This window comes from Microcystis aeruginosa NIES-843 (assembly GCF_000010625.1).
GTDB lineage: Bacteria > Cyanobacteriota > Cyanobacteriia > Cyanobacteriales > Microcystaceae > Microcystis > Microcystis aeruginosa.
The window spans coordinates 1,268,842-1,287,264 of record NC_010296.1; the positions used below are offsets into that span (position 1 = coordinate 1,268,842).

Consider the following 18,423-nt stretch of genomic DNA (forward strand, 5'->3'; position numbering starts at 1 on the left):
GAATTGCTACAATATAGAATCCCGATTAGTTTTCACCTGTGGCAGTTCCTTCATGACTAGAGCGACAGAAACAGCGACCCCAACACTATACGAAGAAGATTTTTATCTCTGGCTAAAAACCACGGCAGAACAATTAAAAAAAGGCCAGTTTGCCGAGGTGGATTTAGACAACTTAATTGAGGAGATTGAATCGATGGGGAGAAGTGAAAGACACGCGCTCAAAAGTCTTTTAACTCGTCTCCTAGAACATTTACTCAAATTAACTTACTGGCAATCGGAAAGAGACCGGAATGGCAATCATTGGAATGGAGAAATCAATAATTTTCGGGCAGAAATTCAAGATTTACTGGAGGATAGCCCTAGTTTAAAGCCCTATCTTCGGGAGATTTTTGAGCCATCCTACCATACAGCTTTAGAGGCCGTCCGGAAAAAAATGGGTTTATCCCCCGGCGGTTTACCGAGTCAGATAATTTTTAATCTCGAACAGGTTTTAGATGATCAATGGCTGCCGATCGATTGGGAATAAACTATTGACTATCTAAATCACTCCTTGATCGCTAAACAGTCATCAGTGAACTAAAAACTCAAATCTGAAAACTCAAATCTGAAAACTCAAATCTGAAAACTGATCACTGATCTGGTTTTACTCAAGCAACTTCTTCAGCAGGGCATCCACTTCCTCCAGGCCGGATTGATTATTTTTCAGCACATAAACCGCTCGCGCTTGCTTAAAAGCTTCCTCCGCTTCTCTTTTTCGTCCCCGGCCCGCGTAGGCCCGACCGAGATTAAGATAGACATCGGCGTTATTGGGGGCAATTTCGGCCAAATCTTGATAGGCGATAATTGCTGCAAGATAATCTTTTCTGGCCAGATGGATGCGACCGATTCCCGCTTGTGCTTCCAAAGATTGGGGTTGCAGGAAAACAGCCCGACGATAAAAGGGGAGAGCCTCGTCAAAACGCTCTTGTTTTTCGAGTAAAATCCCTATTTTTAGCTGAATTAAAAAATTTCCTGCACTTTGTCGCTCTATTTCCTTTAAAATTTGGGTTCCACCATTTAAATCGCCCTGTTTGAGCAAAAGGCTGGCCAGTTGCAATCTTAATTCACTATTGTTAGGGAATCTTTGCAGGGATTTTTGGAGAAAATCGAGGGCTTCGCTGCTTTTATTCTGTTCGATCAAGGCTTTACCCATGATTTCGTGGGCTTGCTGATTATTGGGGTCGAGAGCTAAAACCCATTGGTAAACTTCGCCCGCTTTAGCATAGTTTTTTTGGCGTAATAACACCACCCCTAAACCGAGGTAGTGTTGGACGTTTTTCGGTTCTATTTGGATAGCGTAGTAGTAAGCGGTGGCTGCATTGTCATAATCACCGATATTAGCCAAACTATAACCGAGAGCATGGAAAAAGTCGGGATTACTCGGATCGAGACTTAAAGCTTTTTGGTATGCTTGGGCGGCGGCGTTATAATCCCCTTGCCGCGTTTGTAAAAAGCCAATCCCAGAGAAAATTTTGGCATTATTGCCATCAAGGGCGGCAGCCCGCTCGTAAATGGCTATAGCTTCCCCATAATTGCCATTTTTGACCAATTGCCGCGCTTGACGCAGTAGTTCGTTAACCTGTGAATCCTTGCTCACGATTGCCCCCGCCGGATTATCTGCGATCGCAATTGAGGCAGAGAAACAGCCCCCCGCGAGAAGACCGACGAGCAAGATTAAACGGGTAAATTGTTTCATCGCTTTACCTTTGTTAACGATTCTTAATTAAAGTTTATTGTAAATTGTATTGACAAAAATCAACTATTCTGCATCACCCTTGGACGAGATTATTGCGGGCCTCTTGGGCGACTTGGGCGCTTTTGTCGCCGGTTAACTGGGTCAAAACAGCGATCGCATCTTGCCCCCCTAAGCGGCCTAAAGCTTGAGCGAGACGATAGCGCAGTTGCCAGTCATCATCATTAGCCAAGGGAACGAGTAAAGAGACGGCGCGAGGGTCGCCTAGTTCCCCGAAAGCACTAACGGCGGCCGTTTTTACCAATTCATTATCAGAGTTAAGGGCGATTTCGAGCAGTTCAAAGCCCCGGGGTTCCCCCAATTCGCCCAAAGCTGCCACAATGCTAAATTGAATTAACCAGTCGCAGGATTGTTGATAGACGGCCACCAGATCATCGTAGGCTGCCGTTAATTTTAACCCCCCGATCGCATCGGCCGCGGCCGCTTTCACGTCTGCTTCGGGATCATGCAACAAGCGATCGCGTAGAATAGTTAAGGCCAGATCAGGATTCTGACGACCGAGGATATCTAGCTGACTTACCGCCGAATAACGCACCCTAGCGTTACTATCGTTAATTACAGGCTGTAACATCTCGAAGGCGATTTCTGGGGCTAAATAACGCAGTTGATTAACTCCCGATAAGCGATCGCCATAATCATCGGAATCGAGCAGCCGTTGCACGGATTCAGGGGAATAATTCATAATTTGATGACACCCTTAACAATTGGACTGGTATTAATTGTCCCATGAATAGTTATCGACTCCTGACTATTTTGATCATGTTTAGTTCCCCGGTTTTTTGGGGCTGTAGTCCTCCCGCTCCCCTTAAAAAAGAACCTACGGCCGAGATGCTTGTTCCTCCTTCTCCCAGTCCGATTATTTCCGCATCAGACATTAAAGCTGCTAATCGTTATCGTCAATTGGGATTACAGTATCGTCAACAGGGAGATTTTATCAAAAGTATTGAAGCTTTAAAAAAATCGGTACAGTTAAACCCCAATCATCTAGACGGGAGAGTAATTTTAGGATGGACACAACACCTAGCTAAACAACCTTTAGCGGCACAAACAACCCTCGAAGAAACGATTAAAATTGCTCCCGATCATGTGGCTACTTATAATGCTTTGGGTATTGTTTATCTTGTCGGTGGTCATCTTGAAAAGGCCGTAGTTACGCATACTAAAGCCGCTAATTTAAAACCCGATAATGAAATTGCCTACTATAATTTGTCCCTCGCCTATCATCGCTTAAAAGATTTTAATTCAGCTATTACTAACGCTGAAAAAGCAGTTAAATTAGAGCCGAATAATCCCCATCCTCTTGTGGCTTTGGCAATGGTCTATTTAGATCAAGGTGATAGTAAAAAAGCGCAGGATACCTACAAAAAGGCTAGGGATTTAGACGGTCGTTATCGACAAAAATGGTTTCTGGCACATCTGAAGGAAGCTGGTTTTAGTCAGGAGCAAATTAAATTAGTCGAAAAGTTACTATCTGGTTAGATTTAAAAATTATTATTTCCCCTTAGGATGCCTGTCGATGTCCCAGTTTTAGGAAAATAGTTTCTAAATCTTCGCAGCAAGTATAAAACTCGCTTAAGGTCAGGCCAGAAACCACTAAAGATTTCAACAATTCGGCACTATCTTCTAGGGTTCCCGTAAATTTAACTCGGAGAGTATTAGTATTAATAATTCTTTGCCAACTTTCCACAAAAACACATTGTTTAAGAGCGGTTTCTAAGGCTTCTAAATTGCCTAGAGTCGTGATCTGCAAGTATTGGCCAGCTAGACGTTGATTTAATTCTTGTAAAGAGGTGCTTTCCACTAGATAACCTAATTCCATGATGCCCACAGAACTACAAAGTTCGGCCAAATCACTAAGGACATGGGAGGAAATTAAAATAGTCATACCTGCCGATTGTAAGACTTTAATAATCTCACGAAATTGTAGGCGAGCGATCGGGTCTAATCCAGAAACCGGTTCATCGAGAAGTAAAATTAAAGGTTCATGAATAATCGTTCGGGCTAAACTTAAACGTTGTTTCATCCCCCGGGACAAAGTAGCGATCGAATTATGGCTTTTACCGGTTAATTGTACCAGTTCTAGAACCTCATAAATGCGGCGATGACGTTGGGAGCGAGGGATATGATAAAGACGGGCAAAATAATCCAGATAATTCCAGACATTTAGGTCATCGTAGAGGGGAAAATTATCGGGTAGATAACCTAAGTTTCTTTTGAGACGGGGATTACTCTCATCTCTTAAAAGACGTTCTCCGTGCAGATATATTTCTCCCGTTGTCGGTTCTTCCGCTGCCGCTAACATCCTAATTAAAGTGGTTTTTCCCGCTCCATTTGGACCGATTAACCCGTAAACTTCCCCCGCTTCAATCTGTAAATCCACTTGATTAACAGCCCCATGGCGGTCAAATTGTTTGGTTAAACCAACGGTAGCAATGGCTAATTCTGCTGTGTTCATAAAGTTTTAGTAGTGGGATTGCTGACAAACTGGCCACCACATTCTTAACATTAACGTTTGGGTTTCCCGTTATCAATAGAACCACTCTTGATGGTATGGTGAGAACCACAACTAGGACAAGGCAATACAGGCGAAGAGGTGATTTTGTTCTGTGTTAGACTGATATTTGAGTAAGTCTAACACGAACCACAAAAAGATATTGATCAGAAAACTGATCATCAAGCTAGATGTTTAAAGACTGATTGGGTTCCAATTATTTTTTTTTGTTAATGAATATTTTACACAGTTCATACCAGATAAGCAAGAGGGCTACGCCACTACCACCAAATCCTTACCTTGCGCTATTTTACCCCCGAAGGTGAATTGGTTCCCACTCCCGCAGAAGCGGCAGGCAAGGCAGGAAATCAAGTCCAACAGGAAAGGCAGAAAGCCGCAAATTAGCGGCTAAATTGCGGGAATTGGGCATAAATCCCCAAGACAATTTCTAATTAGGGTTTGCTGAATTTAATCCCATGTATAGACGAGAATTACTGCAATTTATTGGCTCTCACGCTCTTTTTGGGGCTATTAATCCAGAATTTACTTGGAATTATCAAAATATTGACCATTGGGGCGAATTATCAAGGAATTATCGTCTCTGCACCACGGGAAAGCAACAAACACCGATCGATCTGAGTATAGTGACTGAAAAAGAGCTATACCACCCCACTTTTAATTATCGTCCTGTACCCCTAAAAATTCGCCATAACGGTCGTACAATCTTGGTTCAGACCGAAAAAGGTGGAAATATGAGGTTTCACGGCGAAAACTGGGATTTATTGCAGTTTCATTTTCATCACCCCAGCGAACATCAGATTAAAGGTCAGTCTTTCCCTCTAGAAATTCATTTAGTGCATCGAAATGGGAAGGGAAATTTAGCAGTTGTGGGTATCTTAGCCGAAATCGGCGCAAATAATCCCTATTTACAAACCATTTGGGCTTATTTGCCCCAAGAACCTTCTCCTGAAATGATTATCCCCGATACTTGGGTCAATGCCGGGCTTTTACTGCCAGAAAATAGCGATTTTTATGAATATCGGGGTTCTTTGTCCACTCCCCCCTGTAGCGAGGATGTTCTCTGGTTAGTCTGGCAAAATGCGATCGAAATTTCTCCCCAACAACTGCAACAATTGGCTGAGATTTTTCCGAGTAATGCGAGGAATATTCAACCCTTAAACGGGCGCTCGATCCTGCATTCCTAGCCGAAATTGTCGGCATTTTGGCTAATTTAGATAATTTTATCAACTTTTAGACCAAAAATGGTAAATAACTCAGGAATGCGCTCAATAACTAAAGCTTCGGTGGCTGTCCAGTCACTTTCCTTAGTGGCTAAAACCCCCAGAACACTCAGAGGAACCTGTAGAAATAGGTGACTTAAGAGGAGAGCGATCGCAGCTATTACTAAACCTAAAAGCCGCCATTGGGGGAGATAGGCGGCCACGGCAGCCGCTAGAGGGGCAAAATTGTAGATTGGCCAAGTGATGAGAATTAAGAGGACGACTCCCAAAAGAGTAAGAAGACGATGGCGAGGACGTTTAAAAAGAGAGAGAATTTTTAACTGTTCGGGGGTGAGTTGACTCGGTTTTAGAGCAACCAACAAAAGACTAAAAATATCAAAAGGTTTTGTCCACTGCATCCAAAAGACGGGTATGATAGCGATCGCTCCTAGAAATAGCCATTCTAGCCAAAGAAAAGGCAAGGGATCGCCCACAGCTAAACCAATCCAAGCGATTTGTAAAAAGATTGGCAAAGCCGCTAACCCTGCCAGATGAATCCACAAAAAAGGTTCTGATTTCATAGAGGGAAGTGGGGAGATGGGGGAGTGGGGGAGCAGGGGAGTGGGGGAGTGGGGGAGTGGGGAAAAAAAAGCGGCCTCCTGACTCCTGACTCCCGACTCCTGACTCCCGACTCCCGACGGTTCAAGTCTAATTAACTGGATAAAGTGCGACGTTTCATGACCATTTCGTAGGCTTCGATAATGTCGCCTTCTTTCCAGTCATTGAATTTAGAAACACCGACACCGCACTCGAAACCGGTAGCTACTTCCCGGGCATCTTCCTTCATCCGTTTGAGGGAATCGAGAACTCCCTGATAAACAATTTCCTTGCCGCGACGCACGCGCAGGAAGCGGTTCCGCACCAGTTTACCAGATTGGACATAACAGCCCGCCACAGCCCCACGACCGACGGTGAAGACGGCGCGCACTTCGGCGAAACCGAGGTGTTCTTCCACTTCTTCGGGGTCGAGAAGACCTTCCATCGCCCCTTGAATATCATCGAGAAGCTTGTAGATGATATTGTAATCGCGGATATCGACCCCTTCCCGATCGGCGGATGCGCGCGCACCACTGGCAAGGGTGGTATTAAAGCCCACCACCACCGCACCACTAGCGGCGGCCAGATCCACATCGGTTTCGGTGATTTCCCCCGGAGAGGCGAGGAGAACGCGAATCTGCACTTCGTTTTGGGGTAACTGTTTGAGCGCACCGAGGATGGCCTCGACGGAACCTTGCACATCTGCCTTGAGGATGAGATTAAGTTCCTTGAGTTGTCCTTCTTGAGCTTGGATAGAGAGGGTGCTAAGGCTAACGCGACGGGAGGAGAGGGCCTGTTGTAAACGGGTGTTGCGTCGTTCGATCGCCCGTTGATCAGCGATTGATCGGGCCTCTTTCTCACTTTCATAGACATCGAACTCATCGCCAGCGGCCGGCACATCACTGAGACCGAGGATTTCCACGGCAAAGGAGGGGGTGGCCGCTTCGACTTTTTGACCGCGATCATCGATCATGGCCCGAATTTTGCCGAAAACGGAACCGGCGACGATGCTATCACCGACGCGGAGAGTGCCATTCTGGACGAGCAGGGTAGCCACGGGGCCTTTGGTGCGATCGAGGTTAGCTTCGATGACGGTTCCCTTCGCCAAGCGGTCGGGGTTAGCGACCAATTCCTCCACTTCTGCCACCAAGAGGATCATTTCCAGCAGATTATCGAGATTTTCACCCCGCAGGGCGCTCACGGGAACCATGATCGTCTCACCGCCCCAATCTTCGGCCACCAGTCCCTGTTCGGTCAATTCCTGTTTAATCCGGTCGGGGTTAGCCGAGGGTTTATCCACTTTGTTAATCGCCACCACGATGGGGACTTCGGCGGCCCTGGCGTGACTGATTGCCTCTTTCGTTTGGGGTTGTACGCCGTCATCGGCGGCTACCACCAGCACGGCTATATCGGTGACTCTCGCCCCGCGGGCGCGCATAGCGGTAAAAGCTTCGTGGCCGGGGGTATCCAAAAAGACAATCTGTTCCGGTTTGCCGTTATGTTCCACATCGACGTGGTAAGCACCGATGTGCTGGGTGATGCCGCCTGCTTCCCCCTGGGCGACTTTGGTTTTGCGGATCGAGTCGAGGAGGGTGGTTTTACCGTGGTCAACGTGACCCATAATGGTGACGACGGGGGGACGACGCTGGAGACTTTCCCAGTCGGAGACATCGATCATTTCCGTGGTTTTGATCGCCGCCGACTGGGTGCTGGGGGTTTCCACGGCGATCTCGAAGTCCCTGGCGATCATTTCGATCGTGTCCACGTCGAGAGTTTGGGTGATATTAACCGCCATCCCTTTAAAAAATAGGGTTCTGATGATCTCAGTTTCGGGGACTTTCATCAATTCCGAGAGGTCGCGCACGGTGAGACTGCCGGTGACAACGATGCTTTCCGGGCGTTTTTCCTCTTGGGGTTCTTGGCGCTCGCTTTTCGGGCTGCCGGTGTGGGCGGTTGGTTTACTGGGCCGCTTAACTTTGACTGCTGTTGGGGTGCCGGGGGGGGCAGCTTTAGCGGTGGGCGGTTTGGGGGGACGAGCGGTGGAGAGGGTAAAACTGGGGGTATTAATTAACCCGGACAGTTCCGATTCTAGATCATCGTCATCTTCAAAGAGCGCTTGGGTGCGGCGTTTGTTTTTGCCGGCAGTTTTGGCGGTTTTGGCCGCTTTTTTTTCTTCCTCTTCTTCTTCTTCCCAGGTAGATTTTTTGGCCATGCGAGGGGGCATGGTGGGTCGTTTGAGTTTTTTGGGCCCGTCTGCTCCGAGCAATCCGGTATCTGTATCGATTTCTGTGCCATCAACACCAGATTTCTTGGTGGTATCGGTTTCCTCCTCGCTGGTAGCCGAGATTTTAGCGGGTAACCCGGGGCGAACCGGGCGCTTCAACTCCACTGTCTCCCGCACTTCTCTAGCTGGTTCCGCCAGTTTCGGGCTTTTTCCGTCGGGTTTGCGGTTGAGGGTCGGTTTTTCTGGTTTAGCCAAGCCTACCCTACGCTCAGGACTAGGGGCGTTTTCGCTCTCGCCGCGCTCGCGTTTTTCTCCCCGGGGCCTGTCGTTACTGCCAGGAGCATTTTTAGATCGGGGTTCTGGCCGTCCCGAGGCAGTTTCAGGGCGTGGTTTCGGGGTGAGGGAAGGTCGATTAGGTGGGGCGATTAAGGTGGGGGCTGCTTCTGGCACTAGCGGGGTTTCGGTCGGGGTTTCTTTAACACTGGGGCTATGAGATAGCATCTCTGCTGCAGTGGGGGGAGTTTTTTCGGCCGCCTCGTCGCGCCCTGGGGGAGCAACGAGGGGTTTAACCGGGGGACGGGGGGGACTGATTAAAGTCGGTTTGGCCGAGGAACCGGCTTGACCGGGATAGCTTTCCCCTTCTTCGCCGGTTTCGGGGCGGTTGTGTTTATGCAGGGCTAAAATCTTTTGTTTTTTTTCTTCGGCAGGACTAGCCGATTCTCGCTGACCCGTGCTATTTTTACTGGTACTCGAGGCCAATCCCTTCGCAGCGATTGCTTTGATGCGTTGGGCATCCTCTTCGCTGATCGTGCTACTGTGGCTCTTGTACTCGATGTTCAACTGGTCACAGATGTCCAAAATGTCTTTGTTGTCTAGATTCAATTCTTTTGATAAATCGTAAATTCTGACTTTCGTGTTACTCATCCATTATCCCCCGGCTAAAGTGTTAGTGATCCTATAAGTTGGCTGATTTTTTGATCCTCTCAGGACTGCCCCCTTTCCATGCTAACGATTTTGTGGCTATGATCGTCAATTTTAATCCTGATTTGAACGACCTTGCTTGGCAGTCCCGAGGCGCTCTTGCAAGGATTCATAGAGCGTTTCGGGAATATTGGCTTTTAGGGCCCGTCCGAGACGATTTTTTTGCCGGGCTAATTGCAGGCAATTAGGTTGCGGACAGATATAGGCAGCCCTTCCCATTCCTTGATCTAATTGTATCTGTCCGGACGGGTGTAGTCGGACAATTCGCCAAAAGGATTCTTTCGGGGCGAAGAGACGGCAGCTAATACAGCGTCGATAATTGACGAAGGGGTTCATTCTTGGTCTAAATCCTGCGCTTCTGGGTCGGTTTCATCGGTTTTTACCTCTTGTTCGCCTTTATAGAGGACTATATCCTTAATATCGATTTTCCAGCCCGTCAGACGGGCGGCTAGACGCACGTTCTGCCCTTCTTTGCCAATCGCTAAACTTAATTGATCCTGTGCCACCAGTACCAATGCTTGTCTTTCTTCGGCATTAGTGAACAAAACTTGGTCGATACGGGCGGGACTAAGGGCATTGGCGATGTAGGTGGCGGGATCTGGAGACCAGCGAATCACGTCGATTTTTTCCCCCCGCAATTCGTTAACCACGGCTTGAATCCTGGAACCTCTAGCCCCAATACAAGCCCCAACCGGATCCACGTCTCTCTCTAAGGTATCGACGGCGATTTTTGTCCGCGAACCAACGTGACGGGAGGGGGGATTGGCTTCCCGGGCGACGGCGACAATACGCACGATTTCCTCCTCGATTTCGGGAACTTCGTTGGCGAACAAATATACTACCAAACCCGCCGCCGCTCTGGAAACGATTAATTGCGGGCCGCGGTGAGAACCTTCCAGGACTTTTTTGAGCAGAACTTTAAAGGTGGCGTTAGCGCGATAGTTATCGTTGGGTAGCTGTTCCCGTTTGGGTAGTTCTGCTTCCACTTCCGGTTGACCGTAGGTGCTTTGTACCATGACAATAGCGGCCTGTCTTTCAAAACGGACGACCCGGGCCTGTAAAACCGTTCCTTCCAGATCTTGGAACTCCTCTTGAATCAATTTGCGTTGGTTATCCCGCAGTTTTTGCAGTAAAACCTGTTTAGTTTGAATCGCCGCCATGCGACCAAATTCTTTTTGGTCGGGGGTGACATCAAGAACTACTTCATCCCCTAACTGGGCCTCATCGGCCACTTCTTGCACTTCTTTGAGACCGATGTGATGGTCGGGATTGGTCACTTCTTCGACAATAGTTTTAGTAGAAAGGATGCGAAAGCCTTCTTCTTCTACGTCTAATTCCACATCAAAGTTATTGAAATAATCTTCATGGAATTGAGCAGCTTTTTCTAAACTTTGGGCGCGTCGATAACGTTCGTAACCCTTGATAAGTGCTTCACGCAAAGCCTCCTGTACGGCATTTTTGGGCAGATTATGTCGTTGGCTAATTTCTTCGAGCATTATTTTTAAACCAGGCAAATTAACAGTAGCCATAATTATTTTTTCTCCTTACTTTTGAGTTATTAGTTTTTTAGCCGTCAGCTTATCAGTTATCAGTTATCAGTTATCAGTTATCAGTTATCAGATGTAAGTTTTAAGTTAATCAGTTAGTTATTTATTTAGGTTCTTCGTTACTTGGCATGGTTCGATAGGGGAGCATAAATCGACTAAATCCTTATCTGGTAAGAGACTTAATTGATTAGTTCGCTCTAGATCAAAAACAATTGACAAAAATCGCCAAATGCCTTTCTATATAAGGGTTACATCCCTTATAACCCCCGTCTATTGCATAACACAAACCGAAGAGCCTTTATTTATCTTCATCTTTATCCCTGATTACTGATTACTGATTACTGATTACTGATTACTGATCACTGATTACTGATTACTGATTACTGCGCCGCTCATCTAAACGGACGCTGATGACAGTAGTGCGATCGATGGTCAGGGAGCGACCTTTTTGGTTAAGATAAATAGATTGCTCATCTCTACCTTGCAGTTTTCCGCGCCATTCTTGCGGTTTTCCTTGGCTATCCTGGCCGGTAACGATGACGGGAAAACCTTTAAAAGACTGAAATTCGCGCTCGCTGCTCAGTTGTCGAGAAATGCCGGGGCTAGATATTTCTAAAACGTAGGCCCCGGGTAAGATTTCTTGACTGTCGAGGGCGGTTTCTAAGGCCCGACTCATCTGCTCACAGTCCTCTAAACCAGTATCTCCCGCAAGATTGCGAATATCGACGCGCAGGACGGGAGGCCTTTTATTGGTTTGGAAAACGATATCGACCACTTCTAGCCCCAAGTTTTCAGCGATAGGGATGGCTAGGTGCAGCAGGTCGGGGATGAGCGGATGGGTCATGATTTAGACAACAAAAAAAGCGGGCGAAACCCACTTCCCTAAACTTTTAGTGATTGGGATAGGCAGTTGTTAGACTACCTAGCTAAATACAATATAGCAAAAAACCGTCATCACTATTTGCCACCGGGGTCGTGCCTAGGGGAACACAGAACAGTGGTCACGATCGAGTCGATCTGTCACAATGAATACAGGGTAACTAGATATAGAGTCAATTATGGATCAAAAATCTCCACTCACCGTAGTTAGAGCCAAGTCAGCTAAGAATCGTGGTCGTCGGCCAGTATGGAAAGGGATTGTCACCACTTGGATGATTCTGCAAACCTTTGGCCATGTCACTCCTGCTTGGAGTCAAAAAAACCAAAATACCCTCACCTACGGTGAATTGTTAGAGAAGATCGACCAAGGAAAGGTAAAAAAGGTCGAAATCAATCCTTCTTTGCAGCAGGCAGCAGTTACCCTCGTCGGTCAAACGGACAAGGATCCCCCGAAAGAAGTCAATTTATTTGACCAAAATCCCGAATTAATCAAGAAACTGGATGCTGAAAAAATTGAGTACGGCATTCTCCCCAGCACTGACAATTCGGCCTTGATCAATGTTCTCACTAACCTGTTAGTGATTATTCTCGTCTTGGGATTATTGGTGTTTATTATCCGTCGTTCTGCCAATGCTTCCGGTCAAGCGATGAACTTCGGTAAATCAAGGGCGCGGTTTCAGATGGAGGCGAAAACTGGCATAGAATTTAATGATGTGGCGGGTGTGGATGAGGCCAAGGAAGATCTAGAGGAAGTGGTGACATTCCTCAAACAACCAGAAAAATTTACGGCTATTGGCGCAAAAATCCCGAAAGGAGTCCTGTTAATTGGTCCCCCGGGGACGGGAAAAACTTTACTGGCTAAAGCGATCGCGGGAGAGGCGGGAGTACCTTTTTTCAGCATCTCCGGGTCGGAATTTGTGGAGATGTTTGTCGGGGTTGGTGCGTCGCGAGTGCGAGATCTGTTCCGAAAAGCCCAGGAAAATGCCCCTTGTTTGGTTTTTATCGATGAAATTGATGCCGTTGGTCGTCAAAGAGGGATCGGTTATGGGGGAGGTAATGATGAACGGGAACAAACCCTGAACCAATTATTGACGGAAATGGACGGTTTTGAGGGAAATACTGGCATTATCGTCATTGCCGCCACCAACAGGCCTGATGTTTTGGATTCGGCCTTGCTGCGTCCGGGTCGTTTTGACCGACAGGTGGTGGTGGATTATCCAGATTCTAAGGGACGTTTGGCCATTTTGGAGGTCCATTCTCGCTATAAAAAGGTGGCTGCTGATGTGGCTCTGGAGGCGATCGCCCGGCGCACCCCCGGTTTTACTGGGGCAGATTTGGCGAATATGCTCAACGAAGCGGCGATTTTTACCGCTAGACGGCGCAAAGAGGCGATTACTATGGAGGAGGTCAACGATGCGATCGATCGGATTGTGGCCGGTATGGAAGGGCGAGCTTTAGTGGATAGTAAAGCCAAGCGTTTGATCGCCTATCATGAAGTCGGCCATGCGATTGTCGGTACTCTCTGTCCCGGTCACGATCAAGTGGAAAAAGTCACCCTGATTCCCCGGGGGCAAGCGCAGGGGTTAACTTGGTTCACTCCTGATGAAGAACAGGGTTTAACCAGTCGTTCCCAGTTATTAGCCCGAATTGCGGGATTATTAGGGGGACGGGTGGCGGAGGAATGTGTCTTCGGTGAGGATGAAGTGACTACCGGGGCCGGTAATGATATTGAAAAAATCACCTATCTGGCCCGACAGATGGTAACGCGTCTGGGAATGTCGGAATTGGGATTGATTGCTCTAGAGGAGGAGGGCAATTCCTATCTCGGTGGTGCTGCTGCTGGTTATCATGCCGACCATTCTTTCGCGATGATGGCGAAAATTGATTCACAAGTACGGGAACTTGTCAAGCAATGCCACGATTTAGCAACAAAACTTATCCTTGACAATCGTGTGGCGATTGATCGCTTGGTGGATATACTGATTGAACAGGAAACCATTGACGGCGACGAATTCCGGCGTTTATTGACGGAATTTCAGCAACAAGCGGCTCGGTCAATGGTGACTACGGTTTAATTTGCCCTTCGTCTCCTCGCTTCGATTCAGGGGTTAGGAGACGATTTCAGCAGACAATCTGCTAAGCTAAACGGCGCTTAACCTGCATGATCCAACAGCTATAACCCTTTTGGAGTCTATATCGGTGATCCGAAGTAAAAGCCGTTTAGCTTAATCAGTCGGACAAAGCCAGAATTAACGACTAACATTGTGAGCGGGAATTTTATTAATGGAATGGCCGTTATGATTGCCTTTGGTGGAGGCAATAATATTAGCTTCTAAAGCTGAAGTCATCTCGGCCAACATTTCTAGATTGAAACGATAGCCGACGTTGCGGACGGTTTGAATTAAATTAGGTTGCCTGGGATCGGTTTCGATTTTTTTCCGCAGAGAGAGAACATGAGTATCAATTGTCCGGGGATTATCGATTTCCTCGGGCCAAGCGCGACGCAGTAAATCGGCTCTTGATAGGGGTGTTCCCTCCGCTTGGGCTAAAACGTAGAGTAGGCTAAATTCTTGGGGGGTTAATTCGATATACTCCCCGCGAAATTGTACCCGTCTTTGGGCTAAATCTATTTTTAATTGCCCATAATCCAAGTGTAGGGGAGCAGCCCTACTGCCTAAACGACGGGTTAACACTTCTACCCTAGCCATAAATTCTTGCATTCCAAAGGGCTTTTTCAGGTAGTCGTCGGCCCCAGCTTTTAAACCATTGACCACATCTTTTTCGCCATTGCGGGCCGAGAGAATCAGTATTAAAGACTGTTTTTGTTGATAAAGCCAACGGCAGAGTTCGATCCCATCCCCATCTGGCAAGTCGGAATCGATAATTGCTAAGGTTGGTTGACGATGAAGGAAAGTTTGACGCGCACTTTGCAGGGTTGCCGATTGATTAACCAAATAACCGGCCTGTTGCAGATGCCAAGCTAATAGCGATCGCAAGTGCGGGTTGCCCTCAACAATAGAAATATGGATCGATACCACTTGAGTTTCTGCCCCATTACTGCACAGATTGACACATTGTCAGGGTATCAGAATTAATGTCAAGATGTTGTAACAATCGTAACATTCGTTAGCTGTCAGCTTTTTTCTCCCTGCTCCCATCTCCCCCCGCAACGCGCACGAAGTGGTCTCCCCATCTCCTCTTATGCTCAAAAAAAACTCGTTTACTTTTGCGTAAACGAGTTTACTTTCCATGATATGATTAATAGTCCTGGGAATTATTTGGCAACTGCTACCGGTGCTTTGACGGGCTGGGGCTGGGGCTGCAGGTCGCGCAAACTTGGGAAAAGGAAGTGGTTTTCCTCCACATATTGCGCTCCAAACAGTCCTTTTTCAGCCCAGAAATAGCGATCGGTTGTATGCTCGTTACGCTTAACAATCAATAAAGCTGGTGGGCTAATGCCTATAGCTTGAATATACTTACGCGCCGCAGTTACGGGTTTATCTTCGCCACTTTCAATACTATACTGGGGTATAAGTTCAAGTATCTTACGTCCTTCTTGACGACGGCGACTTTTACGTTTCCGTTTTCTGGCCAACCCAATTACCTCCTGTTTTGGCTAATCGTTGTAATGATAGTTACAAAAGCCGTAGCAATTATATCTGTTCTAGACCAAGAAATCAAGTGTCTCTCACAAACCCAATTACAGACAAGTTTGACTAGAAGCTAGACTGAGACTAGGTTTAAGTTTTTGTTACAAAAACACACCCACAAATATCGATACAAAACTTATTATTCTTAAACTTTTTTTAATATATACCGTGATCCACCCCGAAAATAGTGACCAAACCCTTGTCCTAATTGCTTTTTGCCGGTTGCCCTCGACTCAAGAGGAGGGTCATTCTCCCCTATGTAAACTGGGAAACAAAACTCGCAACCCTAGCTGTATCTAGGTTTTCTGATTTTTTACTTTTTACTTTCTTGGTATGCCCTTCTCCTCCCCCTCCCGGACTCCCCTGAGTGATGATTTTATTGCCCTCTGTCAGACACAGATGGAACTTTTGCGAGAGCAAATGGAAACGGACAGAAGTGCGGTTTATTTAACTGAACCTTTATCGAGTAATTTAATTCCAGTCGTTGTTTATCCGCCTTTTAATCCCCCTTCTCCCCAAAAAAAGCGGCTTTCCTTACAACCGGGGCAACCGGCGGCAGACTTGTTAACTGCGGTTAAGTTAGAAGATTTATCCCACCTCTGGGGTAATCAGGAGACCGTCAGCAGTCATCGCTTGTTTTTACCCTTAATGTATGAAGAGGGCATGATCGGATTATTGGTGACAACCAGAGAAAAACGACCTTGGCAAAGTTGGGAATTAACCCGGATGGAAAAAATCACCCAAACCCTCGCTTTGGCCTGTGTACTCGATCGCCAATTAGGAGAAGAACGTTATTATCGACAATGGCAACGTCAGCGCCTCGATACCTTTCTCCATCAAATCCGCAATCCCCTCACCGCTTTAAAAACCTTTGGTAAACTTCTGCTCAAAAGGCTTTTAGCCGAAGAAGGTAACGATCCCGCCATTACTGGTATTCTGAGGGAAAGCGATCGAGTTCGGGACTTAATCGCCGAATTTGAGGCACAAATTCAGCAAGAAAGCGAAAATTACCCCACCGTCGATATTCCTCTCCTGCAAGCGCAATCTTCCCCCACCGCCTTTCTCTTGCCTGCTGGCAGCGGCCAACTAGCTCCGATCGATCTCCATGATATTCTCGATCCGCTGCTCCTTTCGGCCCAGGCCGTAGCCAAAGAGAGAAATCTCAGTCTAGAAACGATTCACGGGGAAGACATACCACTTATTTGCGCCAATATCCCCGGTTTGCGGGAAGTATTCAGCAATTTAATTGATAATGCCCTCAAATATACTCCTGCTGGCGGAAAAGTCACCGTCGAGGTGCAGAATGTTAAGAATAGTGTAGAAATTGTTTTTAAAGACACGGGTTATGGTATAGCGAGGAGCGATCAAGAAAGAATTTTTCAACGTCACTACCGGGGAGTGCAAGCAGGGGGAGATATACCCGGTACAGGATTGGGTTTAGCGATCGCTAAAGAATTAATTACCAGCATGGGGGGGACGATTGAATTTATCAGTCCCAATCCCGAGCAAACAAGTTCCCTCTACCCCGGCACGGTTTTTCGGGTTCATATACCAGTTATAGCCGATGATAACCTCAGTATAGAGGGATGATCTGGTCGTCAATTCTGCCTATTTTCTCGATCGGGAGATTCCGGGGGCGATCAGTTAAAATATATCGAAAATATCAGTATTACTGGTAACTTGGCCGTGAAGCAAAGAATTATAGTCATTTCAAATAAGTGTGAGACGAGGGAAAAATAAGGTAAAATCAAGAGAAACGAGCAACCCATACAGAAAAATGTCTTATAGCCTAGACTTGAGAAAAAAAGTAATCGATTATGTAGAGAATGGGGGAAGCATAACCAAAGCCGCCGCTCTATTTAATATAGGAAGAGCGACGATATATAGATGGCTAGGTAGGGAAAAACTGGAAGCAACAAAGGTAAAACACCGTCAGAGAAAGCTGGACTGGAAAGCACTGTCAAAAGATGTCCAAGAAAATCCCGAGGCAAGATTAAGAGACAGAGCCGAGAAATTTGGAGTGAGACCAAGTGCCATTTGCTATGCCTTAAAAAACATGAAAGTTACCAGAAAAAAGAAGGAACTTCGTTATAGAGAAAGAAACCGAGAAGAAAGAATGAAATACTACAGAGTGCTGAGAGAATTGATTAAAATATATGGAAGTGAAAGCCTTGTATTTATTGATGAGTCAGGGTTTGAAGAATTTCAAGCCTGTTTTTATGCTTGGTCAAAAAAAGGGAAGAAAGTCTTTGGAGATAGACAAGGAAAACGAGGAAAAAGAGAGAACCTTGTCGCTGGTAGAAGAAAGGGAAAAAAAGACTTTATTGCACCGATGGTATTTACGAGAAGCCTGAATGCCGAAGGTTTTGAAGGGTGGTTATCTTTATATTTGTTGCCCTCTCTAACCATAACATCAGTATTAATTATGGATAATGCACCAATTCATCGGAAGACAGTCATTAAACAACTGGTAGAGGAAGCAGGTCATCAGGTCGTGTTTTTGCCAAAATACTCTCCTGATTTAAATGATATCGAACATGATTTTAGTGCATTAAAGAGGGCAAGAATGTATGCTCCTGTGGGGACACCCCTTGATGAAATTATTCGTACTTATTGTGTCGCCTAGTGTCTCGTTCTTATTTGAAATAACTATAACTAATTATGCCGACTATCGAACAATTAGAACCCGCTAATAAGGCCGATGTGGTAGTATATATGCCCTACTATGCCAAGGACAAACATAGTATCCTGCCCTATGCGATCGCTTTGTATCAAGCAGGATCTTTAGAAGGTCGTCGTCCCATAGAAAACAGTCAAGGGATTCCCTTTGTAGCGTCTTGGTATGTATCAAAATTGCCCTCGGAATTGACCCGTTGTCGTTTACAATTTGAAGGACAGGCCGACCTAAGCTATGAGATGACGATTATTAACGCCGAGTTGATCGAATATCTCATCGATGCGATTAAAACCTTTAAGCAGCTAGGTTCGGCCGACTTTTCGCAGGGATTTTATCGGAAACTGCTGCGATTTGAAGAATAAAAG

The 18,423-nt window shown here is 46.4% G+C and carries 17 protein-coding genes and 2 pseudogenes; 8 read left to right on the forward strand and 11 right to left on the reverse strand.

What is annotated here, in order from left to right; translation table 11 throughout:
* Positions 1–52 precede the first annotated feature (52 nt).
* On the forward strand, positions 53–526 hold the full coding sequence (locus MAE_RS06270; protein WP_002798538.1) for a DUF29 domain-containing protein: 474 nt from the start codon (positions 53–55) through the stop codon (positions 524–526).
* A gap of 117 nt (positions 527–643) precedes the next feature.
* Here the strand turns inward: MAE_RS06270 and MAE_RS06275 are convergent, their stop codons facing one another.
* Together MAE_RS06275 and nblB are read right to left on the reverse strand one after the other, a co-directional pair.
* Positions 644–1,735, reverse strand: a complete 1,092-nt coding sequence (locus MAE_RS06275) for a tetratricopeptide repeat protein (RefSeq protein WP_002798539.1) — start codon at positions 1,733–1,735, stop codon at positions 644–646.
* A gap of 73 nt (positions 1,736–1,808) precedes the next feature.
* On the reverse strand, positions 1,809–2,474 hold the full coding sequence (gene nblB / locus MAE_RS06280) for a phycobilisome degradation protein NblB (protein WP_012264837.1): 666 nt from the start codon (positions 2,472–2,474) through the stop codon (positions 1,809–1,811).
* A 44-nt stretch (positions 2,475–2,518) separates the two neighbouring features.
* Here nblB and MAE_RS06285 point away from each other — a divergent pair, with 44 nt between their 5' ends.
* Complete coding sequence (locus tag MAE_RS06285; protein WP_041803880.1) at positions 2,519–3,271, forward strand: tetratricopeptide repeat protein; 753 nt, start codon at positions 2,519–2,521, stop codon at positions 3,269–3,271.
* A gap of 22 nt (positions 3,272–3,293) precedes the next feature.
* Here MAE_RS06285 and MAE_RS06290 read toward each other — a convergent pair whose 3' ends face one another.
* Both MAE_RS06290 and MAE_RS34765 read right to left on the reverse strand, forming a co-directional pair.
* The gene (locus MAE_RS06290) at positions 3,294–4,247 is read right to left on the reverse strand and encodes an ABC transporter ATP-binding protein (protein ID WP_012264839.1); all 954 of its coding nucleotides are present in this window, start codon (positions 4,245–4,247) and stop codon (positions 3,294–3,296) included.
* 53 nt (positions 4,248–4,300) lie between these two features.
* Positions 4,301–4,463 (reverse strand): annotated as a pseudogene (locus MAE_RS34765) (ISNCY family transposase); the annotation flags it as partial.
* A 120-nt stretch (positions 4,464–4,583) separates the two neighbouring features.
* Here MAE_RS34765 and MAE_RS34770 point away from each other — a divergent pair.
* Positions 4,584–4,735 (forward strand): annotated as a pseudogene (locus MAE_RS34770) (Uma2 family endonuclease); the annotation flags it as partial.
* A 24-nt stretch (positions 4,736–4,759) separates the two neighbouring features.
* Positions 4,760–5,488, forward strand: a complete 729-nt coding sequence (locus tag MAE_RS06295) for a carbonic anhydrase (protein ID WP_012264840.1) — start codon at positions 4,760–4,762, stop codon at positions 5,486–5,488.
* Positions 5,489–5,514: 26 nt separating this feature from the next.
* Here MAE_RS06295 and MAE_RS06300 read toward each other — a convergent pair whose 3' ends face one another.
* The 5 genes from MAE_RS06300 to rimP all read right to left on the reverse strand — a co-directional run bounded on the left by MAE_RS06300 (position 5,515) and on the right by rimP (position 11,696).
* A complete protein-coding gene (locus MAE_RS06300) occupies positions 5,515–6,084 on the reverse strand; it encodes a low-complexity tail membrane protein (protein WP_012264841.1) in 570 nt (189 codons plus the stop codon).
* A gap of 131 nt (positions 6,085–6,215) precedes the next feature.
* On the reverse strand, positions 6,216–9,248 hold the full coding sequence (gene infB, locus MAE_RS06305) for a translation initiation factor IF-2 (protein WP_012264842.1): 3,033 nt from the start codon (positions 9,246–9,248) through the stop codon (positions 6,216–6,218).
* A gap of 111 nt (positions 9,249–9,359) precedes the next feature.
* A complete protein-coding gene (locus MAE_RS06310) occupies positions 9,360–9,641 on the reverse strand; it encodes a YlxR family protein (RefSeq protein ID WP_002768359.1) in 282 nt (93 codons plus the stop codon).
* The gene (nusA, locus tag MAE_RS06315) at positions 9,638–10,834 is read right to left on the reverse strand and encodes a transcription termination factor NusA (protein WP_012264843.1); all 1,197 of its coding nucleotides are present in this window, start codon (positions 10,832–10,834) and stop codon (positions 9,638–9,640) included. Before nusA ends, MAE_RS06310 begins: the two co-directional genes overlap by 4 nt.
* 391 nt (positions 10,835–11,225) lie before the next feature.
* On the reverse strand, positions 11,226–11,696 hold the full coding sequence (gene rimP, locus MAE_RS06320) for a ribosome maturation factor RimP (RefSeq protein ID WP_012264844.1): 471 nt from the start codon (positions 11,694–11,696) through the stop codon (positions 11,226–11,228).
* Positions 11,697–11,910: 214 nt separating this feature from the next.
* Between rimP and ftsH the strand changes: the two genes are divergently transcribed.
* Positions 11,911–13,806, forward strand: coding sequence for an ATP-dependent zinc metalloprotease FtsH (gene ftsH / locus MAE_RS06325; protein ID WP_012264845.1), 1,896 nt, complete (start codon positions 11,911–11,913; stop codon positions 13,804–13,806).
* 174 nt (positions 13,807–13,980) lie between these two features.
* Here the strand turns inward: ftsH and MAE_RS06330 are convergent, their stop codons facing one another.
* The gene (locus MAE_RS06330) at positions 13,981–14,769 is read right to left on the reverse strand and encodes a response regulator transcription factor (RefSeq protein WP_002798553.1); all 789 of its coding nucleotides are present in this window, start codon (positions 14,767–14,769) and stop codon (positions 13,981–13,983) included.
* A 236-nt stretch (positions 14,770–15,005) separates the two neighbouring features.
* Entirely contained in the window at positions 15,006–15,326 is a 321-nt protein-coding gene (locus MAE_RS06335; protein ID WP_002798554.1) for a DUF3155 domain-containing protein, read from the reverse strand.
* Between the two features lie 388 nt (positions 15,327–15,714).
* Here MAE_RS06335 and MAE_RS06340 point away from each other — a divergent pair, with 388 nt between their 5' ends.
* The 3 genes from MAE_RS06340 (at position 15,715) to ebsA (ending at position 18,420) form a co-directional block, all read left to right on the forward strand.
* The gene (locus tag MAE_RS06340) at positions 15,715–16,971 is read left to right on the forward strand and encodes a GAF domain-containing sensor histidine kinase (RefSeq protein WP_002798555.1); all 1,257 of its coding nucleotides are present in this window, start codon (positions 15,715–15,717) and stop codon (positions 16,969–16,971) included.
* A 187-nt stretch (positions 16,972–17,158) separates the two neighbouring features.
* Positions 17,159–18,007, forward strand: a complete 849-nt coding sequence (locus tag MAE_RS28685; protein WP_012264307.1) for an IS630-like element ISMae21 family transposase — start codon at positions 17,159–17,161, stop codon at positions 18,005–18,007.
* 35 nt (positions 18,008–18,042) lie between these two features.
* Positions 18,043–18,420, forward strand: coding sequence for a type IV pilus biogenesis protein EbsA (gene ebsA, locus MAE_RS06350; protein WP_002798556.1), 378 nt, complete (start codon positions 18,043–18,045; stop codon positions 18,418–18,420).
* Positions 18,421–18,423: the final 3 nt, after the last annotated feature.